Raw genomic sequence first — 25,237 nt, 5'->3', positions numbered from 1 at the left:
TCTAGATCGTTGGATTTATTTTCTTTTTGCCTGAATGGCGATACGTAGAAGTAGCCACCCCCATGCGACTACTTCTTTCCCAACAAGGGCAGAGACGGCCAGAAATGCAGATCCCTCAAATAAATTACTTAATTTCTTTTTTTTTGTAATGTCAGGAATGATAGTTAAAGTTTTTTGATTAGCGCGGTTAAAAAATTATCGTTGTGTCGTGAGTTGGAGCTGAAGAAAAAATGGAAAATTACTGCCGGAAGTAGTCTATTTATTTTGATTAATGTGTTTGAAATCTTGTCGTTGTGTCATTAATTGGAAGTGAGGAAAAAATGGAGAGGCCCTGTCCGAAATAAAATTATTTCGATTAACGTGTTTGGAAAGTTGCCGTTGTATCGTGAATTGGAGTTGAGGGTAAGAGGGGAAGATCCCCGCCCTTGGAGGGCGGGGCGAAGGGATTAGAACTTGAAGTTCACTCTGCCGTAATAGAAGCGTCCGACGGTGTCGTAGTTCAGCGGCAGCGTGTTCATGTCATCGTAGTTGGTGACATAGGGCGGCTGCTGGTTAAACAGGTTGCGGATGCCTCCGGATAGGGTGATGCCCTCCCAGCGGAAGTAGCGGAAGTTGAAGTCCGTGTACCAGGTGTTGTCCACGTGGGTGGCCAGGTCGGTGTCGCGGGGGTCGATGTCGTCCACCTCGCCTTCCATACGGACGACTACGGTGGAGGCCCAGCAGTCATACTCGTAGTTGAAGCTGGTATAGATCTTCCAGTCGGGGAAAGCCGCGATGCGGGTGGTCACCGGGTCAACACCGAACTTGCCGGCCAGATCCACTTCTGGCTCGAACTCACTGGCCTGGAACTTCCATTCGTCCAGCCAAGTCGCGCTACCGCTGAACGTAAAGACACCCGGGCCCAGATCCATGCTGTAGTCCGCACCGAGGTCGACACCCGACGTCTTGAAGGTGGAGATGTTCTGGCCATTCAACAGCTGGCCGGCGATGGTGCCACTGCGGTCGCGGCGCGGGCTGGTGGGCAGCGGCGTCAGGCCGACGGCTCCTGCGCCGGTGATCAGGTCGCATGAGGGCGAGCTGAAGCCCGGGCTGCTGTAGCAGTTGCTGACAATGGTGTTGGTATTGAAGGTGCCAATGGCGTCATCGATCTTGATCTTCCACCAATCGACGGTAAAACTCAGATCCTCGACGAACGTCGGCGTCCAGACGAGACCAACGGTATAGCTCTCGGAGGTTTCGGCATCCAGGTCCGGGTTACCGCCGAACAGGCCGGTCGCCTGGGAGTTACCCAGCTCAAAGTCCGGTGGCAGGCCGTCCGCGGCACAGTTTGCCCGTACATTTGGATTGGCGCTGCCCCCCCAGTTGACGCAGGGATCCGTGTAGGTCTCGGCGGACTGGGTGGGAGGCAGGAAGAAGTCGTCCAGACCGGGTGCACGGAAGCCCTCGGCGTAAGTGGCGCGGAAGCGCAACTGTTCCAGGGGGGCGTACTCGAACACGCCCGCCCAAACGGTTCTACTGCCGATGGTGTCGTAGTCTGAATAGCGGAAGGAGAGTTCGGCTGCGACAAGGTCGGCCCAATTTTTACCCTCCATTATCGGCAGGCGGACCTCGCCGTAGACCTCGTCTACATCGTAGGCACCGCCCCAGTCCTCGCCGCTGACAAAGTAGATCTGTCCCAGCGCCGCCGCGCCGTCGACCGTAATCTCGGTGCGCTCGCGGCGACGCTCGTAACCCGTCGCCCACTGAACCGGCTCACTCGAAGTGGGGATGCTCCAGTCATACAAGTCGCCGACAAGGTTGAATTGCAGGCTGTTCAGCGTAGCTTTTTCCACCGGCGAGTTCACCACCAGTGCGTAGTCCTGCCATGGCTGAACAAAAGTGCCGGGCGCGAATGGATTCCATGCCGATACGCCCGCGGCATCCGCTGCCGCCGAGCAGTCCTCATCGTCGGCACAGAGAGCTGGGTCGAGCATGGTGGTGAATCGACCAGGGTTCGCGCGGCCGCGATCGATCTGGGAATCGACCCAGCGGGCGTAGTTATAGGAAAGATCCCAGCTCCACTCGTTACAGAATTCGCCCTTAAAGCCCACAACGCCGCGCCAGGTACTCAGATCCTGATTGAACGAGCGGCCGCCGGTTTCGACCAGGCGACGCAATATGATCGCGTCCTCACCGGTGGGGTTGCCCGGGTTGGTAGCCGGGGCGGTCGGCTGGAAGAAGGTACCTTCCGCGGCCAGCAACTGATCCGACTGGCGGTTGGCATACAGGATTTCGCCAAAGGCCTCCACTGTGGTGAAATCTTTAAAGTCCCACAGTTTGTTTTCACCATAGCCGTAAAAAGTAACCACTTCCTGCGGCGTAATCAGGTAACTCACCTTCGCATAGTTGAATGCATCGCGTGATGGAACAAAGGGCAGTATTTCACCGGTGGCCGGGTCGAGGATTGGGCCACCGGGGAAGCTGTCAGTAAAGAACCGCGGGGGAACGGTATAGCTACTGCCGCCGCAAAGCACCTGGTCGCCAGACTCGAACAGCGGGCAATCGGAACGCTTGCGGTCGCCCTGGAAGATATCCTGCCGCTTGGTGTACTGGACGTTCATCATCACATGCCCGTCGTCCGTACCGGTACCGAACGTCCAGGCTGCAAGATATTGCTGGCCATCGTTTTCCTGAGATGTGCCTGCGTCGAAGGTCAGCTCCGCGCCTTCAAAGTTTTTCTTGGTGATGATGTTGATCACGCCGGCGATTGCATCGGAACCGTAAATGGTGGATGCGCCATCCCGCAGGATTTCCACGCGCTCGATCGCGGTGGTGGGGATGGTGTTCAAGTCGACGACGCCGGTAGACGGTCCGGATGAGCTGAGGCGCCGCCCGTTCATCAGCACCAGGGTGCGGGATGAGCCCAAGCCGCGCAGGGATACGGTTGCGAGGCCGGGGTTACCGTTGTTTACTGATTGGCCGAGCTGGCCACCAGTCATGGATGGCACTTCCTGCAGGAAGTCCTCCAGAGTGGTTTGGCCGGATGCTTCCAGTGCGGCGGCGTCGAAAACGCTGATAGGCGTTGCGCTGTTAGCATCGGTGGGTCGCACAATGCGCGAACCGGTGACGACGACTTCCTCCACTTCCTGAGCAAACGACAAAGTAGCAAAACTGGTGGAAACGGCCGTGGCAGCGATTGCGCCCTTAATTGCCCGGGATAGACGGGATCTGTCCATGGTATACCTCTCCTGATACCGGTTCAAAACGCCGAATGCGGCAGTGCCCTCCCTGACAACTGCAAACTACTATCAACAGAGGCTTGCTAAAACACTAGAACATTTTTTCGTCGGTCAACGCTAAGGGCGAACAATTGGGCGTCTATTGGTACGTTTGTGCACTTCAGTTTGTTTGCGTAATGGTGGCATGCAGGAGAATGTCATGCCGAAGATGCCGCCGATTTTTAAAAATCAGAATGAAATGAATGGCGGGAGAATTTATTTGGCGTGTGCTTGCGCTGGCGGCACTTAAAGATTGTAGGCGAGCGTGGTGTACCAGTAGCGGCCGCTGAGGTCGTAAGTACGGCCGTCGAAATTGTCGTTGAACGCAGTGGCGGCAAACGGTGGTTCGCGGTCTAACAGGTTGTCGATACCGACGGCAAATCTGAGCCCGAGGGGAAGTGCGTAGGCGAGCTGCAAGTCGTGGCTCGACCAGCTGTTGATAGTTCGCGTCACGCGTTTTTCATCGAGGGTAAAGGATTCCGCGAGATCGCTAACATAATGAATCGTATAGCCGCCTTCCCAGCGTCCCTTGTGCCAGTAAATACCGGTGTTCGCCTTCCATTGCGGGAGTGACCCGGCGCCGCCGCTGGCCGCATCGACAAAAGTGCCGGCGAGATCTTCCACCGTTGACCCAGGCGCGGCCTGATTCAAGTAATGCTGCATATGGCTGGAATTGAACGACCAGCGCAACTGGCCAATCTCGGAGGAATTGTGTTCGTAGCGCAGGGCCAGATCGAAGCCGCGCACCTCGCGTGCGCCGATATTCAGGCGGGTGGCGAATATTTTGGTAATGTCGCCGCTGGCGTCGCGCATTACGCGATCGGTAAACAGGCCGGCATAGGCGTTTCTGTCGATCAGGTATTGCGGGCTGGTGTCGATAACATCGTTTTGGCGGATGTCGAACAGGTCGAGAGTCGCGCTGAATCCCTGCAGTCGCCGGGGTGTCCACACCAGACCCAGTGAGCGGTTGTCGGAGGTTTCCGGCTGCAGGTTCGGGTTGCCGCCGAATTCGGTCAGGTACTGGATGCGCGCGATATCGGCCTGGCCGCGGCAGCCGGGCAGGGCGTCGGCGTCACTCCGCGTGCAAGGGTCGAACAGGTATTCCTGGCTCTGGTAACCGCTCTGGTTCATATCGACCAGCGTTGGCGCCTTGAAACCGGTCGCATAACTGGCGCGAATCATCAGCGAAGGTGATGGACGCCAGCGAATCGCCAGCTTGGGATTCGCGGTATTGCCGAAATCGCTGTAATCGGAATAGCGTAATGCGCCGTCGAGCCACACCTTGTCCTCGGCCAGAGGCACGGATATTTCCGCGAACGCCTCGCCGATCATGCGCAGGCCCTCTGCGGATCCGGCCGCGTGCCCGCCAATAAAGGAGAGGCCCATCGCGTCATTGGAGCGAAAATCGATTGTCTCGCGGCGGAACTCGACACCCGCGGCGGCGAGTACATCTCCGGCGCCATTACTTCCCAGGGTGCCGTTGGTGATGTACGTCAGTGAAGACATGCGTGTGGCACCCTCCACCTTGCTTTGGCCGCGGACGAAATCGAGCTGTGCGGTATCGATGCTGCCGCTAGGGCCCAGCAGGTTGGTCGGCACACAGTCGAACTCGGGATTGCAAATATCCGGGCCTTTCAATCCCAGCGACAGGGTGTGCGGATTAATCAGGTTGCTGAGACTTTCGGTGGCGTGGGTGTAGTGAAATGCGGCCGTCAACTCCCACTCCCAACTATCCCACATACCCTTGAGGCCGGCGTTGAGGCGCCAGGTGTCGGTGCGGTTTTTCTGAATACGCGGGCCGAGTTCCAGGACTCGTTTGCGCACATCGACGATATCTTCACCGAAAGGGTTATAGATGTGGTCTGCAGCGATGGTCAGGTCGCCGTTGTCGAAGCGGGTAAAAACCGGTGTCGGTGCCAGCGTGGACTTGGCTGCAGTGCGAATACCCATGGCCTCGACGAAGGCCAGGGTGTTGTCGCCAAGATCCAGGTTGCCTTCCAGGTAGCCCGACTGTCGCTGCGACGGCACTACCGCAGACGTATATTCGCGGTAGTCGTAACGGTCATCCTGAGACCAGTCTCGGAAACCGCCGCTCTCGGCGTTGGTGACGATCTGTCCGTCGCCCAGTGCGATAAAGCCGTCAGGGGATGCAGAGGAACGTTGGTCGGTACCGCCGCGAGGGCGGTTGTCTGCGGATGCGGACAGCTCGCGGTCGCGGCTCATCAGGGCGCCCTGGCTGTAGTGCGCCAGGCTCAGCATCAGGTGGCCCCGCTCGCCGTTGGTGCCCCAGGTGAGGTGGTGGGATTCGGTCTGCTGGTCGCCCTGTTGGGCCTGGCCGTAATAACTGTTGAGGGACAGGCCTTCGAAATCTTTGCGTAGGATGATGTTGACCACGCCGGCGATGGCGTCGGATCCGTAAACGGCGGAAGCGCCATCCTTGAGGATCTCGATGCGATCTACAGCCGAAAGCGGAATCGTATTCAGGTCTGCCGCCTCGCCACCGAATCCGTTGCTGACGATGCGGCGGCCGTTGATCAATACCAGGGTATTGCTGGCAGGGAGTCCGCGCAGTGTAACGGTGGCGGTGCCATTGCCGCCGTTGCTGACCGAGGTGCTGGTGGAATTACCGGAAACGGCGGGCAGGAATTTCAGCAGCTCGGCAATAGTCTGGGCGCCGGTGATTTCCAGCTCCGGCTGCGCCAAGACGTCGATCGGCGCGTAGCTGTCCAGCTGCAGGTGGCGCAGGTGGCTGCCGGTCAAACTTTGGCCGGTTACGGTAATCTCTTCTGTATGGGCCGGCAGGGCTTCGGTATCTTCCTCTTCGGCTTCGCGGGTCAATACCGCTACGGCGCCGGGGCCCACCCGTTCATAGGTAAATGGCGAGCCCTGTAACAGTTGCTGCAGTGCAGGCTCAAACTCGCCGTTTTCGCTGTCGAGGAACTTTTCCGGCAGGTTGTAGCTGGCTGCGGAGGAGGTCTGTACCAGCACCGAGATCTTGCACTGGCGCCCCAGGGCGATCAGTGCGCGTTCCAGATTGCCCGCGGGTAGCTGGATGCCGGATTTCGGGCAGGCGGCAAGGGCTCCGTTGGAGAGCAACATCGTGGTCGCCAGCGACAGTGTGACCCAGTGCCGAGAGTTCAAATGGAGTGCCCGTTTCGCCATCGCTGCCCGCACGCCGCGTTGCGTGGGGCATTTTGTTGTAATGCAGTGTCGTTGCGGGCGAGGCGTACAGGAGCTGTACAATAAACGATCGCCCAAGCGGGTTTTATAACTTAGTTGCGCTTGGGAGACAAGAGAGTCAGGTTAGGGTCGCTGTGGTCCTGCTGCAGGTTGAGCGCAGTCGCGATGGCTTTCAGGGTGTTGTCCGGGTCGGACAGCTCGAAAGTACCGGACAGCAGCTGGTCATGCACACTGGCATCTGCCGCGGCGGGCACCTTCAGGTAGCGGTTCAGCTCCTCTAGGGCTTCGGTCAGCGGGGTCTGTTCGAATACCAGTACGCCGCGGGTCCAGTCCAGCGCCTCTTCCGGGGAGGTGCGGCCGACGCTGCCCAGACCACGGCTGGAAACGCTGACCTTCTGATTCTTGACCAGTTTGACGGATTCGGGCTGCAGGCCGGCTCCGCTCTCGGCCTCGCTGACCGAGACGACGCCGCCGGTCACGGAAACTCGGGTGCTGCCCGGATTGCGCTCCACGTTAAACTCCGTGCCCAGTACGCGGATATTCGCCTTGCCCGCCGCAACGGTAAACGGGCGGGCCGTCTGGCGGGCCACATCGAAATAGGCCTCGCCGCGCAGTAACTGGGTGCGGCGCTCTTCGCGGCTGTAGGCCACGTGCAGCTCGGTATTGGTATTGAGCTGAATCTGGGAGCCGTCTGCGAGTGTCACGGTGCGGGTTTCGCCGACTTGAGTGATGAACGTCTGTTCGCGGGTCTTGTCACCGTTCAGCCACTGGTTGCCGACCCACAGTGTCACTACCAGGCAGGCCGTAACCAGGCCGCCGCCCATCAGCCACTGGGCAAAATTCCAGCCGCCAGCCGCCATTGCGCCACCAGTTGCGGTGCTGGTTTTGCGTTCGCTGGGGCGGGTCGCGGAAGTGGAGGTCGGCCGGCTCTCGGGAAACAGGTCGTCAATCGGCATATGGGCAAGCGCACCCAGGTCTCCCCACAGTTCGCTCACCTCATCAAATGCGCGCTGGTTGTCAGCGGTTTCGGTTAGCCACGCCGCAAATTCGCGGCGGTCCGCGGGGCTGACGGCGTCGGAGCGCAGGCGTGCGACCCAGGCGCACGCCTGATCCAGCCTGTCTTCATTTTGTACTTCTTGTACGCCCGCTGTATTCACCGCTGTTTACCTTGCTCAATCCATCTTTTGCCTGGTCAGGAGCTTCCCGCTCCCGCCTTGTTTTGGTGCATTCTATGAAAAACGGCCCATTTGGCGCGATTTTTTCCGTGCACTGCACGCTTGGCGCAATAACTTCTGCCAACGCTTCCATATCTTAGCGTTTTATTTTTCTTTTGCTCCGGTTTGTGTGTTCAAATGACCGGGCTTTGAGATAAGACGACCGACTGGTTATCCCCCTCAATTAAATTTGTGAACAGATCGGAATTGGCGTGCACAAAGCCTGTGCGCTCGCTCACGTTTCCGCAAATCGTTTGCGATGGTTGGGATGAAAAGCGCGCCGGGTGTCCGGATCCTCCGATACTTTTGTCACTGATCGGTTTCCGGAGGGCTACCTGTTCACTTCTACCCGCCGGCGACACACTTTGAGGGCCTGCAGTATGTATTTCTCCACACTGCTCACCGAAGTGTTCATTTCTTGCGCGATTTCGTTGTAGGAGAGCCCGCGGGTGCGGTGCAGCAGGAACGCTTGGCGGCATTTGATCGGTAGGCTGTCCATGGCTTCATAAATAGACTGCAGCTGCTGGCGGGCAGCCAGTACCCGCTCCGGTGACTGGTGGTCCGCGTGTTCGTCGCTGATGGTTTCCCCTTCCGCGGGCATTTGCTGGCTGATGTATTCCATATGCAGCTTGCCCCGGCGCAGCTGGTCTACCGCCAGGTTGTTGGCAATCTGGTAGAGGTAGGCGCGCGGGTTATCCAGCTCTTTCTCATCGCTGAGTTTCTGCAGGCGCAAATAGGCGTGCTGGGCTATGTCCTCGGCATCTTCGGTGCTTTTGACAATGCGTGCCACAAAGCGCACCAATGCCTGGCCGTGTTCGGCAAACAGCTTTTCCAGAAGCGTTTTCCGAGCTTTGTTCATTACTTAGAGGTTTCCCCGTACTGCACTCGCTGTGGTTATTCGATCGTTGTTGTAATTGCGAGCTGGCGCACAGTTATATCACAGGCGCCGGCTCGGCGACGAGGGGCTTCCTCTTATCTGGGGCCCGTAGAGAGGCCATGGAGTTGTTCAGCGGTTCCCTAGCTATGCCTCACCGTCTATGCCGGTATAATGGCCCCCGCGCCACTGGCGCCCAAATTACAGACACAGCAATGGCGCCGGTGGGCGCTGGAGAGCGGATGAGTTATCAAGTACTGGCGCGCAAGTGGCGGCCGCGGTTGTTTCGGGAGATGGTGGGGCAGGAGCATGTGCTCCAGGCGCTGATCAACGCCCTGGATAACGGCCGCCTGCACCACGCCTACCTGTTTGCCGGTACCCGTGGCGTGGGTAAAACCACCATCGCGCGCATCCTGGCCAAGTGCCTGAACTGTGAGAGCGGTGTCAGCTCCGAACCCTGTGGCCAGTGCGCGGCCTGCTGCGAGATCGCCGAGGGTCGTTTCGTCGACCTGATCGAGGTGGACGCGGCTTCGCGCACCAAGGTGGAGGACACCCGCGAGCTGCTGGAAAATGTCCAGTACGCGCCGACCAGAGGCCGTTACAAGGTCTATCTGATCGACGAAGTGCACATGCTGTCGAACAGCTCGTTCAACGCACTGTTGAAAACCCTGGAAGAGCCGCCGCCCCACGTCAAATTCCTGCTCGCCACTACCGATCCGCAGAAGCTGCCGGTGACCGTGCTGTCCCGCTGCCTGCAGTTCAATCTGAAGAATATGAGCCCGGAGCGCGTGGTCGAGCACCTGCGCTTCGTGCTGGAGCAGGAAATGGTGCCCTTCGAGGAAGGGGCCCTGTGGCATCTGGGGCGCGCCGCAGATGGCAGCATGCGTGACGCCATGAGCCTTACGGATCAGGCGATCGCCTTTGGCGGTGGCAAGATCAGCGAGGCGGAAGTTCGGGCCATGCTCGGCAGCATCGATTCCGGCCTGGTCTGGAAGCTGTTGCAGGCTCTGGCAGACGAGAGTGCACCGGCACTGTTCGCCGCGGTCGAGGAGCTGGCACAACAGGCGCCCGATTACAGCGCGGCGCTGGCGGAACTGGCCAATAACCTGCATCGCATCGCCGTAACCCAGGTACTGCCGCAATCCGTAGACAATGCCCTCGGCGATGGCGAACGCCTGCGCGACCACGCCGCGCGCATTGCACCGGAAAACGTGCAGCTCTACTACCAGATGGCGTTGCTCGCACGCCGCGACCTGTCTCTGGCGCCGGACCCGCGCAGCGGTTTCGAGATGGCGCTGCTGCGCATGCTGGCTTTCCGCCCCCAGGGGGTAGCCGATATCCCGCGTAGCAGCCTGCCGCAAGGCGCCGCGGCGGAAACGCAAGCGGCGGCGCAGCAACCTGTCGCAGCGCCGGTATCACAGCCAGAGGCGCCGGCCGTCCCGGAGGTAGCCGCGGAAAAAAAGTCCCTGGCGGACCCGCAACCGGCTGAAGCCGGCGGGGCGCCTGTCGACGCTGCGCCACCATCCAATGGCGAAGTGGGGATAGCGCAACAACCCGAAATAACGGTAGCGGCCCCTCAAGTCCCCGAATCTGCCCGGATGGCGCAGGTGCAGCCGGAGCCGGTTGTGCGGCCGCCGGAACCGGTGACCGCGGCAGCTGATGCTGTCGTCGACGAACCGGCCGCGCCTGCCCAACAGCCGCCAGAGCCGAGTCAGCCCGTATCACAGGATACGCGCGCTGCGCTGCGGGAGCAGCTCCGCCAGCAGGTGGCGCAGGTGGAGTCGGCGCCGGTGCCGCCGCAGGAATCCCAGCCTGAACCGCAACAGCCGGTCGCGGAGAAGCCTGCGAGCGCGCGCCTCGATGCGTTGACCCCCGGCAGCTGGCCGGCGCTCTACAGCCAGTTGGGTATCAGCGGCATTCTGCACTCCATCGCCTTCCATCTGGAGCTGGTGGGGCGGCAGGACAATATACTTTCCTTTACCCTGGACGAGTCCTACAGCAGTCTCTACGACGAGGTGCACCAGCGCCGGCTGGCGGATCTGCTGAGCGATTTCTTCCAGCAGCCGGTTACTGTGCACATCCAGGTCGGCCAGGTGCAGGGGACCACCCCGGCGCGCCTGGCCGCCGCCACGCGTGAGGCGCGCCTGGCCGCTGCACGTGACGCCCTGGCGGGAGACCCGCTGGTGCAGGAACTGCAACAGGAGTTCCGCGCCGAGTTGCAAGATGACTCGGTGGAGTCCCTGGTAGAAGCGGACTAACAGATTCAGAAATTCCACAGAGTGCGTAAGGCGCACCGAAGATCACAGAGGTTGAGCCGATTATGAAAGGTTTGGGCGATTTGATGCAGCAGGCCCAGAAAATGCAGGCCGAGATGCAGGAAAAAATGCAGAAGTTGCAGCAGGAATTGAACGAGCTGCGTGTCTGCGGAGAGTCCGGTGCCGGCATGGTTAAGGTCACGATGAACGGCCGTCACGATGTCATCTCGGTGGCAATCGATCCGGACCTGCTCCGTGAAGAGAAAGAGATGCTGGAAGACCTGCTGGCCGCAGCGGTGAATGATGCGGTGCGCCGTGCTGAAGAAAAGGCGCAGGAACTGCAAAAACAGCAGATGGGCAATCTCGCCGGCGGTATGAACCTGCCGGAAGGCTTCAAGTTTCCCTTTTAAGGCGCGCTTCGGCGAATAGTTTCTGTCATTTATGTTTAGTCCCCTGATCGAAGATCTGATACGCGCGCTGCGCTGTCTGCCTGGCGTCGGCCCGAAATCGGCGCAACGTATGGCAATGTACCTGCTGGAGAAAGACCGCGATGCCGCCGGCCTGCTGGCGCGTACCCTGGAGCAGGCGGTGGAAAAAGTCGGCCGCTGCAGCCAGTGCCGCACCCTGACCGAGCAGGAGATCTGCTCCCTGTGCAACAACAGTCGCCGCGACCAGAAATCCCTGTGCGTGGTGGAAACGCCGGCGGATGTGCTGGCGATCGAGCAGGCGGGCAATTACCACGGCCGTTATTTTGTGCTGCACGGGCACCTGTCGCCGATCGACGGGGTGGGCCCGGCGAGCCTCGGCATCGACCTGTTGGAGCAGCGCCTCGCCAACGAGGCGCTCGAAGAGCTGATTATCGCCACCAATCCCACCGTCGAAGGTGAAGCCACCGCACAGTTTATTGCCGAGCGCGCCAAAGCACAGGGCGTCAACGTGAGCCGCATTGCCCACGGTGTGCCCATCGGCGGCGAGCTGGAATATATCGATGGCGGCACCCTGGCCCACGCGTTCAACAGCCGCACCTCATTTTTCCCGGGCGGCTGAGGGCGCTGATGATCAAAGTAGATACCACCCCGATCTGGATCGACAGCGACGACCAATTGGCGGAGCTGTGCGCCCGCTGGCGGCAGCAAAATGCGGTGGCGCTGGATACCGAGTTTATGCGCAGCCGCACCTTCTACCCGCAGCCGGCACTGGTGCAGGTCGGGGACGGCGAGCGCTGTTACCTGATTGACAACCTGGCGGTAGAAAACCTGCAGCCACTGCGCGAGCTGTTGCTGGATACCGGTGTGACCAAGATCATGCACAGCTGCAGCGAAGATCTGGAAACACTGGAGCGACTGCTGGGCGCGATTCCCGAACCAATTTTCGATACCCAGATCGCTGCGGCACTTACCGGCATGGGCGCGGGCCTGGGCTACGCCGCCACGGTCAAGGAACTGCTCAATATCGATCTGCCGAAGAGCGAGACGCGCTCCGACTGGCTGCAGCGCCCCCTCAGTGACGCGCAGAAAAATTACGCCGCACTGGATGTGGCCTGGCTGCCACTACTGTACGGGGTGCTGGTGAAACGACTGCGGGAGCAGGAGCGCCTGGAGTGGTTGCAGGAAGACTGCACCGCGCTGGTGACTGCAGCACGAAGCCCGCAGCCCCCGGAGCTCTATTACCAGAGAGTGAAAGGGGCCTGGCGCCTGCGCGGTAAGCAGCTGGCGGCACTGCAGGACCTGTGTGCCTGGCGCGAGCGGGAGGCGCGACTGCGGGACGTGCCGCGCAACCATCTGCTGAAAGAAAATGTCTGCATGAACCTGGCTCAGCAACTGCCGCAGCACAAAGCCACTCTGGTGCAGCCCGGTCTGGAAGGGCGCGCACTACGTGAGCACGGCGACACGTTGCTGCAGATTATCGCGCGGGCGGCAGAGCGCGAAGACGCTCCGCCGCGATTGCCGCAACCACTCAGCCGGCGCGAGGGCGAGTGGCTCAAGCTGTTGCGTCAGGAAGTCAACGCGATCGCCGAACTGGAAAACCTGCCGGCAGAAATACTGGTGCGCAAGAAAGAGTTGGAGGCGCTGGTGCAGGCGCCCCGCCCCGAACTGCAGGGTCGGCTCGCGGGCTGGCGTGGAGAGGTAATTGGCAAGCCGTTGCTCGAACTTTTGGCAGCGCTGCGTGACGAGGAAGTGAAGTGAAAGTCCTGTGCGATATCTACCGCAGTCCGCGGAAAGAAGAAATGTACCTGTATGTAGACAAGCGCGAGGGTACCGTACGGGTACCGGAAAACTTGCTGGAATTGTTTGGCAAGCCGCAGCATGTCACCACCATGCTGGTGACGCCGGATAAGCGACTTGCCCGCGCAGATGCGAACAAAGTCCTGAATGAAATTCGCGAGCGCGGCTATTATCTGCAGATGCCGCCGGTGGCTGATTCCGAGATGAGTGCGGTCGCAGCGAAAAACAGCAAGCTGCAGCGCTGAGCCTGATTGCAATGGCCGAGCAACCTTTCTGGCAGCGCAAAACCCTCGAGCAGATGAGTGAGGCGGAGTGGGAGTCGCTCTGCGATGGCTGCGGCCGCTGCTGTCTGCATCGGCTCGAAGACGAGGATAGCGGCGAGGTCTATACCACCAATGTGGCCTGTCGCCTGCTGGATACGCATTCCTGTCAGTGCGGCGACTACGCGCACCGCAAGCAACATGTGCCGGACTGCATTCAGTTACGGGCGCAGGATGTGCAGGGATTCAGCTGGCTGCCGGCAACCTGCGCCTACCGCACCCTGTCAGAGGGGCGACCACTGGAGGACTGGCATCCGCTGGTATCCGGCCGCGCCGAGTCGGTGCACGAAGCCGGTATCTCGGTGCGCGGCTGCGTGATCAGCGAAGAACTGGTGCACCCAGACGATTTTGAAGAGCATATTGTCACCTGGGTGGGTGACGATCCTAATTAGAAGAACGAAATACTATGGCCGAAGAGTATCGAATTGCCTGGATGATTTACGCTGCTGGCACGCTGGTGCTGCTGCTGTCGGGGTGGTGGTTTATGCGGAAATGGAAATGGAGCTGGCTGCGCCGCACGCTGCTGCTGACTTTCGCCGCGGCACTGCTGGTCCCCGCGCGGAGCGCGGTACAGGACTCCGTGGCCCTGCCGGTGCTGCCGCTGTTTGTGTACCAGACCCTGTTTGAAGAGGACGGGGCCACCCCGGAAGTGACGGCCAATCTGGTGTTTGCCACCGGCGGGGCGCTGAGCCTGATGGCGATCTGGGGGCTGGTCTCCCTGTACCTGGGCTACCGTCGACAGCGACGCCATCGCTTCGAGGAAGATCCCTATTTCAACGAACAGTGACTCGACCGGTCAGTAGTGACCGGAGCCCCTGTCCCATTACCTGATCAAAGGCGCCGCATCCCCTCTCCGCCGCCACTGTCCCCGGTGACAGCTGCTATATCTATAAGGCTGGCTCCGCCATTGGCGCGGAGTCGATCCAATTAGAAAAATGCCAGCACCGTCCAAGCTGTGCATGGCAGAGGAATACGGATGCTCGACCATCTGCTCATTCTGACCGCGGTAATGCTGGTTTCGGGCATTCTTGGCGGTCTGGTGAACTATTACCAGATGCTGTTTACCGAGGAAGACCCCGCCGGTCTCGCGCGCTGTCTGATTATGGGGCTGTGCGGCGCGCTGATGGTGCCTATTTTCCTGAAGTTTACCCAGAGCGACCTGCTGATCGAGATCCAGGGTGACCCCTCGCGCCTGCTGATTTTTACCGGCTACTGCCTGCTCGCCGCGATCGCCTCGCGTATGTTCGTCTTCAACGCCGCGCGCCGCCAGCTGCGCGACGCCAGCATCGCCCGCGCCCGGGTCGAGAACCTGGAGCAGGAACTGCGCGCCATGCAGCTGGAAATCATGCCACTGCTGGAGCACGAGATCGAGGGGGACCCGGAGCAGGGGCCGGCGCTGGATTTCAACCAGATCCGCAAGCTGGATGACAATGCCCTGCATGTACTGAACTTGCTGAACAATGGTGACTGTGTATTCCGCTCCCTGTCCGGCATGGTGCAGGAGGGGGGTATGGAAACCAATTCCGCCGCCCGCGCACTGAACAGCCTGTTGGTGCTGGAAATGGTGGGCAAGATTCACAGCCACCTGGGTATCCGCTGGTTTATCACCGACAAGGGCCGCCAGGTCGTACATCGCCGCAGTACCCAAATGGCCTGACTGGTCACTCGCAGCAGTCACTATCCTTCATCGATGCCCGTCCACGCGGGCATGTCATGCAATTTGATCGATCCCGACTTTCGTCACTCCCGCCTGATCAATTAATATGCGCAACTATTTAGGCGATTTGTGCGAACAGGATTGGAGTTACGATGAAATTTACCGGCACCGACAGCTATGTAGCCACCGAAGACCTGCAAATGGCGGTGAACGCGGCGGTTACCCTGCAGCGGCCGCTGCTGATCAAGGGCGAGCCGGGCACCGGCAAGACACTGCTGGCCGAGGAGGTCGCGCGGAGCCTGGGTTTGAAACTAATCCAGTGGCACATCAAGTCCACCACCAAGGCGCAGCAGGGGCTGTACGAATACGACGCGGTGTCGCGCCTGCGGGATTCGCAGCTGGGGGTGGACAAGGTCCACGATATCCGCAACTACATCAAGCGCGGCAAGCTGTGGGAGGCGTTCGCGGCTGAAGAGCGCGTTGTGCTGCTGATCGACGAGATCGACAAAGCCGATATCGAATTCCCCAACGACCTGTTGGTAGAGCTGGATCGCATGGAGTTCTTCGTCTATGAAACCGGCGAGGTCGTGAAGGCCAGGCAGCGGCCGATCGTGATCATCACGTCCAACAACGAGAAGGAACTGCCGGACGCCTTCCTGCGCCGCTGTTTCTTCCACTACATCAGCTTCCCGGACCGCGACACCATGCACAAGATCGTGGATGTGCACTACCCGGGCATCAAGGGGCAGCTGGTAGCCGAGGCGATGGATATTTTCTTCCAGTTGCGCGACGTGCCGGGACTGAAGAAAAAGCCCTCCACCTCGGAGCTGATCGACTGGCTGAAGTTGCTGCTGGCCGACGATATTCCCGAAGAAGTGCTGAAGAACCGCGACAATAGCAAAGCAATCCCGCCTCTGTACGGCGCGCTGCTGAAAAACGAGCAGGACGTGCATATGCTCGAGCGCCTGGCCTTTATGGCGCGCCGGGAAAATCGCTGATTTCCCATGCTGATCGGTTTCTTCCAAAACCTGCGCCGCTACAAGCTGCCAGTTTCCATCACCGAATTGCTAGCCCTGCTGGAGGCCCTGCAGCAGCACCTGGTATTTGCGAATGTGGAGGAATTCTATTTTCTCGCCCGCACCTGCCTGGTCAAGGACGAAAAGCACTTCGACAAATTCGACCGCGCCTTCGACGCCTACTTCAAGGACCTGGAAACCCTCGACGATATTCTCGAGCAGATGATTCCCGAGGACTGGCTGCGGGCGGAATTCATGAAGCAGCTGAGCGAAGAGGAAAAAGCAAAAATCGAGAGCCTCGGCGGGCTGGAAAAACTGCTGGAAGAATTCCAGAAACGTCTTGAGGAACAGAAAGATCGCCACAGTGGCGGCAACCGCTGGATTGGCACCGGCGGCACGAGTCCATTCGGCAACAGTGGTTATCACCCCGAGGGTATCCGCGTCGGCGGCAGCAGCCGCAACCGCTCCGCGGTCAAGGTGTGGCAGAAGCGCCAGTTCAAGAACCTGGACGACAGCGTGTCCCTGGGTACGCGTAATATCCAGGTGGCGCTGCGCAAACTGCGCAAGTTCGCTCGCACCGGCGCCGCGGAAGAGCTGGACCTGGATGACACCATCTCCTCGACCGCGCGCAACGCCGGGTTGCTGGATATCAAGATGGTGCCGGAGCGCCACAATGCGGTGAAGGTGCTGATATTTTTCGATGTCGGCGGTTCCATGGATCCCTATGTGCGGGTCTGTGAGGAGCTGTTCTCCGCCTGCCGGTCCGAGTTCAAACACCTGGAATATTTCTATTTCCACAACTTCGTTTACGAGCATGTGTGGAAGGACAATCAGCGCCGCTACAGCGAAACGACACCATTGCTCGAAGTGCTGCGCACCTACGGCAAGGATTACAAGGTGATCTTCGTCGGTGACGCCTCGATGGCGCCCTACGAAATCACCAGCCGCTACGGCAGCGTCGAGCATATGAACGAGGAGCCGGGCTCCGCGTGGATGGAGCGAGTCACCGATACCTACGGCAAGTTGATCTGGCTGAATCCTATTGGCGAGGAATACTGGCAGTACACGCCGAGTATCGGCCTGACCCAGCGCCTGGTCGGCGGGCACATGTACCCGATGACCCTGGAGGGGCTGGACAGGGCCATCGCCTATCTGGTGAAGGGCCGCTGAGATCAGCAGCGTACACCGTCATACCGGCGTAGGCCGGTATCCAGATCTGCACTCGCAGATGTCGGAACTGAATCCCGGATCGAGTCCGGGATGACGAATGTAAAAAGGGCGATCATTACGATCGCCCTTTTTGTTGGTTGGGAATCAGCCACCGAAATGCTTGGGCGGTGCACCTTCGTGATCGGCGGTGATGCTGATTTCCTCCTTGGTGGTATCGCCCACTTTCACGTGGACCTCTTCGACACCGTGCATCCAATCCACCAGCTTGTTGCGCAGGAAGAACAGGATAATACCGGCTGCAATCGCTGCGATCGCGACGCCGCCGAAGGTCGCCAGCGGTCCGGATTCGCCGACCAGTTTACCGATTTCCGCCGCGCCTTTGTTGGCGATACCGATAAACGCAAACCACAGCCCCATCATCAGCGACAGGTAGCGCAGTGGCGACAGCTTGGTGACCATGGAGAGCCCGATCGGTGACAGGCAGAGCTCGCCAATGGTGTGGAAGATATAGGCGAAGATCAGCCACCAGGGGCTGGCCTTGATCGTTTCCGAATCGCCGATCTGCAGCGCGGCTCCACACATGGAGACGAAACCGAGCCCCAGGAAAATCAGCCCCATGCTGAATTTTGCCGGTGAGTTTGGCTCGCGGTCACCGAGTCCGACCCAGATGCTGGCGATGATCGGTGCGAGGATAATGATGAACAGCGGGTTTACCATCTGCAGCCAGCTGGCCGGAATTTCCCAGCCGAAAACGTTCAGGTCGGTGTTGTACTTTGCGAACAGGTTCATCGAACCTGCCGCCTGCTCGAAGCCGGCCCAGAAAATCACCGTGAAGACGCCGAGAATCAGGATCACCTTGATGCGGTCGCGCTCCTCCTGGGTCAACGGCTCGTGCTTGTCTGCGGTCTGCTTTTCCAGGCCGAGCTTCGCCGAAGGCTCCACACCGATCTGCCCCAGGTAGCGGTTAGCCTGGGTCATCTGCAGGATCAGGCCGAGCAGCATGCCGAGGCCGGCAACGAAGAAGGCCAGCTGATAATTCACCTTTTCGCCAATCCAGCCGATCACCAGGTAACCGAGGATCGATCCCAGATTGATCCCCATGTAAAAAATGGTGAACGCGGTGTCGCGGCGCTGATCGCCCTCATCGTAGAGGTCGCCGACCATGGTGGAAATATTCGGCTTGAAAAAACCGTTACCGATGATCATCAGGGCGAGACCCAGCCATAGCATGTAGATCTCGCTGCCGTCCGGCAACCAGCCGTGGGGGAAGCCGAGGGCGAATTGCCCCAGCATCATCATGACGCCACCGAACATGATGCAGCGGCGTTGCCCCCATATATTGTCGGCCATCCAGCCGCCGATAATCGGCGTCAGGTACACCAGCATCGCATACCAGCCCAGATAGCTCAGGGCCTTGGATTGCAGTTCGGTGTCAGACAGCTGTTCCCAGCCGAATACCGCCGCAGCAGCAGCGGAGGTGAGGTAGAAGACAAAGATACCCCGCATACCGTAGTAGCTGAGGCGTTCCCACATCTCGGTGCCAAAGAGCAGAAACAACCCCTTGGGGTGACCGAGCATTTCTCCGGCAGTGGCCGGCGGCTTGGGTTTGTGATCTTGCATAGGTACAGCTCGCAAGTTACGGCATGCATGCGCGGGTGCGATGATTGACTGCGCCCGCGGGGAAAGTCGTGCGTCTGCCCAAGTATAGTTCAGCGCCATAGGGCGCCGAGTATGTCAGCAAAGATGTCGCGCCCGTGAAGGCGGCCGCTGTGGCGGGTATAATCGCCCGTTTGCGGTTACGTTCCGAATCATGAGTCACACCGAAGCCAAGAATACCCTGAGCGCCCTGGATACGCAGATTGCCCACTGTATGGGGCAGGATCGCTATCGCCTGCGCAAAACGCTTGGCAACGCACGCCGGCGCCTGAAGGAAGGCAAGCCGGTGGATCGCATGCTGGCGCAGTTGGGGGAGCAGGTTGCAGCTTCGATGGCCCTGGCGGAAGCGCGCCGGCGCAAGTTGCCCGAGGTGAGCTGGCCGGAAGGGCTGCCGGTGGTGGCGCGGCGCGAGGAAATCGCCGAGCTGATCGGCAATCACCAGGTCGTCGTGGTGGCCGGCGAGACCGGCTCCGGCAAGACCACCCAGCTGCCGAAAATCTGCCTGCAGCTGGGCCGCGGTATCTTCGGCCAGATCGGCCACACGCAGCCGCGGCGGATCGCCGCGCGCACCGTGGCCAACCGCATCGCTGAGGAACTGCAGCAGCCGCTCGGCGAGTCGGTGGGCTATCAGGTGCGCTTTACCGACCACAGTACCGAGCACACCCATATCAAGCTGATGACCGACGGCATTCTGCTGGCGGAGATTCAGCGCGACCCGCTGCTGAACAAGTACGACACGCTGATCATCGACGAGGCCCACGAGCGCAGCCTCAATATCGATTTCCTGCTCGGCTACCTGAAAACCATCCTGCCGAAGCGCCCGGACCTGAAGCTGATCATCACCTCCGCCACCATCGACCTGGAGAAATTTTCCCGGCACTTCGACGACGCGCCGATTATCGAGGTGTCCGGCCGTACCTATCCGGTGGATATCCACTACCGCCCACCGGCGGACAGCGATGCCGACCTGAACGAACAGGTGATCGCGGCGGTGGAGGAACTGCTGCTGGAAGAGAGATCCAGCGGGCGGCGCGGCGGTGACATACTGGTGTTTATGAGTGGCGAGCGGGAGATCCGCGAGTGCGCCAAGGCGCTGCGCGATGCGCAGATTCCGCAAATGGAGATACTGCCGCTGTATGCGCGCCTCAGCCTGGCCGAACAGGCCAAGGTCTTTCACGGCTACTCTACATCCGGTTCCAGGGGCCGGCGCATCGTGCTGGCCACCAACGTTGCCGAAACCTCGATTACCGTGCCCGGCATCCGCTATGTGATCGATCCGGGTACCGCGCGGATCAGCCGCTACAGTTACCGCAGCAAGATCCAGCGCCTGCCGGTGGAGGCCATCTCCCAGGCGAGCGCGAACCAGCGCGCCGGCCGCTGCGGCCGCGTCAGCGCCGGTGTCTGTGTGCGTCTCTATGAAGAGCGCGACTTCGAGCAGCGACCCGAATTCACCGATGCGGAAATCCTGCGCACCAATCTCGCCGCGGTGATTCTGCAGATGCTGCAACTGCGTATCGGCGACATCCGCGACTTTCCGTTTGTCGATCCGCCGGACCAGCGCCTGATCAATGACGGTTACAAACTGCTGCAGGAACTGCAGGCGGTAGACGGCAAGGGCCGGGTGACACCGCTCGGTCGCGCCTTGTCGCGGCTGCCGCTCGACCCGCGCCTCGGCCGCATGCTGATGGAGGCCGCCCCAGGAGAGGCAGGTAAAGGGAGTGACAGCCTGCGCGAAGTGCTGATCATCGTCAGTGCGCTGGCGGTGCAGGATCCGCGCGAACGGCCGGCGGAGAAACGCCAGGCCGCGGACGAAAAGCACCGGCAGTGGCAGCATGAGCAGTCGGACTTTTTGTCGTATGTACAACTGTGGGATGCCTTCGAGGCCCAGCGCCAGGAGCTGAGCCAGAACCAGCTGCGCAAATGGTGCCAGAAAAACTTCCTGTCCTGGCTGCGCATGCGCGAGTGGCGAGACATACACCACCAGCTGCGTATCGCCTGCCGCGAAATGCAGCTGAAGGAAAACCGTGACGCCGCCGACTATGCGGCGGTGCACCGGGCGATAGTGTCGGGCCTGCTCGGCAATATCGGCGCGCGCGACGAGAACAAGGAATTCCTCGGCTGCCGTAACCGCCGCTTCCATATCTTTCCCGGTTCCGGCCAGTTCAAGAAGCCGCCGCGTTGGGTGGTGGCGGCGCAGCTGCTGGAGACCAGCCGTCTGTTTGCAATGACGGTGGCAAAGATAGAACCGGAATGGGTGCTGGCTGCTGCCGAACACCTGGTGAAACGCAATTATTTCGAGCCGCACTACGATGCCCGCGCCGGACAGGTGATGGCGTTCGAGAAAATTTCCCTGTACGGGCTGGTGCTGGTGGAGAAACGCCGTATCCACTACGGCAAGCTGGACCCGGCAACGGCGCGTGAAGTTTTCATCCGCCAGGCGTTGGTCGAGCAGCGCTATCGCGGCAAGGGCCGCTTCTTTACCCACTACAAGGACCTGCTGAAAGAGCTCGAGGATCTGGAAGCCAAGTCGCGGCGCCGCGATATCGTCGTCGATGACGAGGTGATCTTCCAGTTTTTCGACGAGCGTATTCCCACGGAAATCGTCAATCTGGCCGGCTTCGAACACTGGCGCAAGAAGGCCGAGGCAGCGGATCCGCAGCTGCTGTTTATCCCGCGTGACCTGCTGATGCAGCAGAGTGCCGAACATGTGGGCGAGGCGCAGTTTCCGGATGAGCTGCAGGCCGGCGGTATCGTCTTCCCGCTCGGTTATCACTTCGAACCCGGCAGTATCGACGACGGCGTCAGTATCCAGGTGCCGGTCGGCGCCCTGCACCAGGTGCCGGCGGCGCGGCTGTCGTGGCTGGTGCCCGGCATTCTGCGCGACAAATGCATTGCGCTGATCAAGGGTCTGCCGAAACAGTGGCGCAAGGTGTTCGTACCGGTGCCGGCAGCGGTGGACCGGGCGCTGCCGCGACTGCAGCCGGACAACATACCGCTGTGGCAGTCGCTGGCCAAAGAGCTGAAACGACAGACTGCGCAGGAACTGCCGGATGCTGCCTGGGAGTCGGCAGAGCAATCGCTGGAGGACTTCTACCGCTTCAATATCCAGGTGCTGGACGAGGAGGGCAGGCTGCTCGACCAGGGCCGCGACCTGGCCGCCTTGCAGGCGCGCTATCGCGATCGTGTACAGCAGGGTCTGGCCAGTGCCGGCGACGACTTCGAGCGCGACGGTATCACCAGCTGGGATTTCGGCGATCTGCCCGAGACACACACACTGCAGCAGGGCGCGCTCAAGGTGCGCGCCTATCCCGCGCTGGTCGAGGAAAAAGACAGCGTATCCCTTAAACTGCTCGATAACCCGGCCGAGGCGCGGCGCCTGTCCCGTGCCGGAATCTGCCGCCTGGCGCTGCTGCACCTGCCGGAGCCGGTGAAATACCTGCGCAAGGAGCTGCTGCGCGGCAAGGAGCTGGGGCTTTCGGCCGCGGATCTCGGTCGGCGCGAGGAGGTGGCGGATGACATCCTGCTGGCGGCCGCGCGGGAAGTGTTCTGGCCCGACGAGCAGTGGCCGCGCAGCGAAGCCCAGTTCCTTGAAGTCCTCGCCGAGAAGAGTGGCGAGCTGGTCGGCGTTGCGCAGGAAATAGCCGATCTGCTGGTCAAGGCGTTGTCTCAGCTGGTGCCGCTGCGCAAACAGATCAAGCAGCAGAAAAATCTCGCCGTCGCGATGGCCGTGGGCGATATCCAGCAGCAGCTGAATGGACTCTTCTACCGCGGATTCCTGTTCGATACTCCGCTGGAGTGGCTGCGGCAGTACGGCCGCTATCTGAAGGGCATAGTGCTGCGCCTGGAGAAGGCGGCGCTGGACCCAAACCGGGATCGCAAGCTGCAGGCGGAATTCCACAAGGCGGCAGAGCCCTACCAGGGACTGGCCGAGCGGTATTCTCCCAGAGTGCTGGCGGCGGAGCCGCAACTGTGGCAGTACCGCTGGATGCTGGAAGAATTCCGCGTCTCCCTGTTCGCGCAGACCCTGAAAACCCTGATGCCGGTATCGGTGAAGCGATTGCACAAGCTATGGATGGAGATCGAGCAATCTGCGGCGCTGCTATCGGCGTAGAAATAACCGGATGGGTAACGGTTCTCGGCAAACTTTGTTGATGGCGCTGTAATATATGCGCGATTCACGCGACAAAATACTTGAGAAACGGATAAAAGTGCGGAATCGGCGGGATATCCCGCGCGGATTGCGCCCCGTCTCAACGCGTGACCGGTTTCCAAGCGGTGTCGCTATACTGCGCGGAGGATCGGCACGCCGGTGTGTGTCGTTTATTACTCAGGGTACTTTTCAGGAGAATTATTATGAACAAAAAACATCTTTCCCCGGTTGCAGCGGCTGTTGGTGCGGCTTTCCTCGCCTCGGCAGCCATCAATGTGTCCGCCGCGGCTGACACTGCCAACCCCTTCGCGGCCGAGGAGCTGTCTTCTGGTTATAACCTCGCCTTGAACGAGCACGACCAAGAAGAAGGTGAAAAGAAAAAAGAAGGTAAGTGCGGCGAAGGTAAGTGCGGCGAAGGCAAGAAAAAAGAAGGTAAGTGCGGCGAAGGCAAGTGCGGCGAAGGTAAGGAAGAAGAGGGTAAAAAGAAAGAAGGTAAATGTGGCGAGGGCAAGTGCGGCGCATAATCCGCGTCTAGCCCCGTAGAGGAGCGGCATTTATGAACGCCGCTCCTCGCAATCGCCAGCAAAAATAAGTGATGACAAAATTGGCTACACGAGAATACCCGGTTCATGGTGCCGGCCTCGGCCTGCGCCGTTCAATGATGGGCGAGGATCTGTCGTCCGAGGCGGTGGATTTTCTCGAGGTGGCGCCGGAGAACTGGATCGGTGTCGGCGGGCGCTACGGGCGCTGGTTCCGCCAGTACACAGAGCGTTTTCCGTTTGTGATACACGGACTGTCCCTGTCCATTGGCGCGCCGGCGCCGCTGGATCTGGATCTGGTCAGATCCATCAAGGCGTTTATGCGTGAGCACAGTATTCGCTGTTACAGCGAACACCTCAGTTACTGCTCCGACCACGGCCATCTGTACGATCTGCTGCCGATCCCATTCACAGCTGAAGCGGTGCAGTATGTGGCCGAGCGCATTCGCGTCGTGCAGGACGTGCTGGAACAGCGCATCGCGATGGAAAATGTCTCCTACTACGCCGCACCGGGACAGGAGATGACTGAGCTGGAATTTCTGAACGCGGTATTGCGGGAGGCGGATTGCGATCTGTTGCTGGACGTCAACAATACCTATGTGAATGCGATCAATCACCGCTACGATCCGCTCGAGTTCCTGCGCGGCATTTCCAGCGAACGCATACGCTATATACATGTCGCCGGCCACTATGATGAAGCCGACGACCTCAAGGTAGACACCCACGGTGCACCGGTGATCGACCCCGTGTGGCAGTTGCTCGAGCAGGCTTACCAGATTCACGGCACGGCGCCGACGCTGCTGGAACGCGACTTCAACATACCGCCGCTGCCACAGCTATTGAAGGAAGTAGAGCGGATCCGGGCCATACAGGCCGCCCAGTCCGTGGAGGCGAGCTATGTCCACGGCCGTTGATAAATCCCGCAAGTTTCAGCGATTGCAGCGCGAATTCGCCGCTCACCTGCGCGCGCCGGACAGCTGTGCGCCGCCCGCGGAGGTCGAAGACCGGCGCATGGGTATCTACCGCGACCTGATCTACAACAATATCGAGTCTTTTATCGCCGGTGGCTTCCCAGTACTGCGCAGTTTGTACAGTGACGAGCGCTGGCACAACATGGTGCGCGATTTCGTGCACCGCCACGCGTCCCAGAGCCCCTACTTTTTGCAGATCAGCGAAGAGTTCCTGCACTACCTGCAGAGCGAGCGCGGCTGCCAGCCAGGTGACCCGCCCTTCCTGCTGGAGCTGGCCCACTATGAATGGGTGGAGCTGGCGCTGGATGTCAGCGAAGCGCAGATTCCCACCGGGCTGCTTGCTGACGGCGACGTGCTGCAGCTGGTGCCGGTGGTATCGCCTCTGGTATGGAGCCTGAGCTACCGCTACCCGGTGCACCGCATCGGCCCGGCTTATCAACCCCAGGAACCGCCCCCCAACCCCACTTTCCTGCTGGTTTATCGTGATCGCGAAGACGAGGTGGGGTTTATGGAAATCAACGCCGTCACCGCGCGGCTGCTGCAGCTGGCAGAGGGAGACGCCCTGAGCGGGCAGCAGTTGCTGGAGAAGCTGGCCGCGGAGATGCCCCAGGCTGACAGCGATACGCTGCAAAAGTTCGGCCGCGAGCTGTTGCAGAAGCTGTTGCGCGTCGGGGTGGTCGCCGGGCTACGCCCTTAGGCATTGATACTGGCTTGCCGAAAACTCCCGCATCTTTGATGAATCCCGGCTGCTAT

Annotated in this window: 19 protein-coding genes; 14 read left to right on the top strand and 5 right to left on the bottom strand. The window is 60.2% G+C overall.

Translation table 11 applies throughout. The features are described from left to right. Positions 1–446: 446 nt before the first annotated feature. The 4 genes from BLW36_RS13620 to BLW36_RS13605 all read right to left on the bottom strand — a co-directional run bounded on the left by BLW36_RS13620 (position 447) and on the right by BLW36_RS13605 (position 8,510). Complete coding sequence (locus tag BLW36_RS13620; RefSeq protein WP_091389653.1) at positions 447–3,215, bottom strand: TonB-dependent receptor plug domain-containing protein; 2,769 nt, start codon at positions 3,213–3,215, stop codon at positions 447–449. 288 nt (positions 3,216–3,503) lie between these two features. Continuing rightward, positions 3,504–6,356 carry a TonB-dependent receptor gene (locus BLW36_RS13615; protein ID WP_091390274.1) on the bottom strand — a complete coding sequence of 951 codons (2,853 nt, stop codon included), beginning with the start codon at positions 6,354–6,356 and terminating at the stop codon, positions 3,504–3,506. A 173-nt stretch (positions 6,357–6,529) separates the two neighbouring features. Beyond that, the gene (locus BLW36_RS13610; RefSeq protein ID WP_091389650.1) at positions 6,530–7,594 is read right to left on the bottom strand and encodes a FecR family protein; all 1,065 of its coding nucleotides are present in this window, start codon (positions 7,592–7,594) and stop codon (positions 6,530–6,532) included. A 388-nt stretch (positions 7,595–7,982) separates the two neighbouring features. Next, positions 7,983–8,510: an RNA polymerase sigma factor gene (locus BLW36_RS13605; RefSeq protein WP_091389646.1), complete on the bottom strand. Its 528-nt coding sequence runs from the start codon at positions 8,508–8,510 to the stop codon at positions 7,983–7,985. A gap of 257 nt (positions 8,511–8,767) precedes the next feature. Here BLW36_RS13605 and dnaX point away from each other — a divergent pair, with 257 nt between their 5' ends. The 10 genes from dnaX to BLW36_RS13555 all read left to right on the top strand — a co-directional run bounded on the left by dnaX (position 8,768) and on the right by BLW36_RS13555 (position 17,168). Further along, on the top strand, positions 8,768–10,783 hold the full coding sequence (gene dnaX, locus BLW36_RS13600) for a DNA polymerase III subunit gamma/tau (RefSeq protein ID WP_091389643.1): 2,016 nt from the start codon (positions 8,768–8,770) through the stop codon (positions 10,781–10,783). Positions 10,784–10,845: 62 nt separating this feature from the next. Continuing rightward, complete coding sequence (locus tag BLW36_RS13595; RefSeq protein WP_091389640.1) at positions 10,846–11,190, top strand: YbaB/EbfC family nucleoid-associated protein; 345 nt, start codon at positions 10,846–10,848, stop codon at positions 11,188–11,190. 31 nt (positions 11,191–11,221) lie between these two features. Next, the gene (recR, locus tag BLW36_RS13590; RefSeq protein WP_091389638.1) at positions 11,222–11,827 is read left to right on the top strand and encodes a recombination mediator RecR; all 606 of its coding nucleotides are present in this window, start codon (positions 11,222–11,224) and stop codon (positions 11,825–11,827) included. Between the two features lie 8 nt (positions 11,828–11,835). Then, a complete protein-coding gene (gene rnd / locus BLW36_RS13585) occupies positions 11,836–12,966 on the top strand; it encodes a ribonuclease D (protein ID WP_091389635.1) in 1,131 nt (376 codons plus the stop codon). After that, positions 12,963–13,250 (top strand): YcgL domain-containing protein, encoded by a 288-nt coding sequence (locus BLW36_RS13580; RefSeq protein WP_091389632.1) that lies wholly within the window; start codon positions 12,963–12,965, stop codon positions 13,248–13,250. Before rnd ends, BLW36_RS13580 begins: the two co-directional genes overlap by 4 nt. Before the next feature lie 11 nt (positions 13,251–13,261). Beyond that, the gene (locus BLW36_RS13575) at positions 13,262–13,717 is read left to right on the top strand and encodes a YcgN family cysteine cluster protein (RefSeq protein ID WP_091389628.1); all 456 of its coding nucleotides are present in this window, start codon (positions 13,262–13,264) and stop codon (positions 13,715–13,717) included. Positions 13,718–13,731: 14 nt separating this feature from the next. Then, positions 13,732–14,112, top strand: a complete 381-nt coding sequence (locus BLW36_RS13570; RefSeq protein ID WP_091389624.1) for a hypothetical protein — start codon at positions 13,732–13,734, stop codon at positions 14,110–14,112. A gap of 189 nt (positions 14,113–14,301) precedes the next feature. After that, a complete protein-coding gene (locus BLW36_RS13565) occupies positions 14,302–14,982 on the top strand; it encodes a YEATS-associated helix-containing protein (RefSeq protein WP_091389621.1) in 681 nt (226 codons plus the stop codon). A 152-nt stretch (positions 14,983–15,134) separates the two neighbouring features. After that, positions 15,135–15,980 carry an AAA family ATPase gene (locus BLW36_RS13560; protein ID WP_091389617.1) on the top strand — a complete coding sequence of 282 codons (846 nt, stop codon included), beginning with the start codon at positions 15,135–15,137 and terminating at the stop codon, positions 15,978–15,980. A gap of 6 nt (positions 15,981–15,986) precedes the next feature. Continuing rightward, on the top strand, positions 15,987–17,168 hold the full coding sequence (locus BLW36_RS13555) for a vWA domain-containing protein (RefSeq protein ID WP_091389614.1): 1,182 nt from the start codon (positions 15,987–15,989) through the stop codon (positions 17,166–17,168). Between the two features lie 144 nt (positions 17,169–17,312). On the opposite strand, the gene BLW36_RS13550 is transcribed toward BLW36_RS13555, so the two are convergent. Further along, positions 17,313–18,788 carry a peptide MFS transporter gene (locus BLW36_RS13550; RefSeq protein ID WP_091389612.1) on the bottom strand — a complete coding sequence of 492 codons (1,476 nt, stop codon included), beginning with the start codon at positions 18,786–18,788 and terminating at the stop codon, positions 17,313–17,315. Between the two features lie 190 nt (positions 18,789–18,978). Between BLW36_RS13550 and hrpA the strand changes: the two genes are divergently transcribed. The 4 genes from hrpA to BLW36_RS13530 all read left to right on the top strand — a co-directional run bounded on the left by hrpA (position 18,979) and on the right by BLW36_RS13530 (position 25,181). Beyond that, a complete protein-coding gene (hrpA, locus tag BLW36_RS13545) occupies positions 18,979–22,935 on the top strand; it encodes an ATP-dependent RNA helicase HrpA (protein ID WP_091389609.1) in 3,957 nt (1,318 codons plus the stop codon). Between the two features lie 242 nt (positions 22,936–23,177). Then, complete coding sequence (locus BLW36_RS13540; protein WP_091389606.1) at positions 23,178–23,498, top strand: HvfA family oxazolone/thioamide-modified RiPP metallophore; 321 nt, start codon at positions 23,178–23,180, stop codon at positions 23,496–23,498. Between the two features lie 71 nt (positions 23,499–23,569). Beyond that, a complete protein-coding gene (locus tag BLW36_RS13535; protein ID WP_091389603.1) occupies positions 23,570–24,427 on the top strand; it encodes an HvfB family MNIO-type RiPP peptide maturase in 858 nt (285 codons plus the stop codon). Then, complete coding sequence (locus tag BLW36_RS13530; RefSeq protein WP_091389600.1) at positions 24,411–25,181, top strand: HvfC family RiPP maturation protein; 771 nt, start codon at positions 24,411–24,413, stop codon at positions 25,179–25,181. Before BLW36_RS13535 ends, BLW36_RS13530 begins: the two co-directional genes overlap by 17 nt. Positions 25,182–25,237 lie beyond the last annotated feature (56 nt).

The organism is Microbulbifer marinus (assembly GCF_900107725.1).
In the GTDB taxonomy this organism is placed as follows: Bacteria; Pseudomonadota; Gammaproteobacteria; order Pseudomonadales; family Cellvibrionaceae; genus Microbulbifer; species Microbulbifer marinus.
Note: the sequence above shows the minus strand (reverse complement) of the source record. Positions and strands in the feature narration are given on the sequence as shown.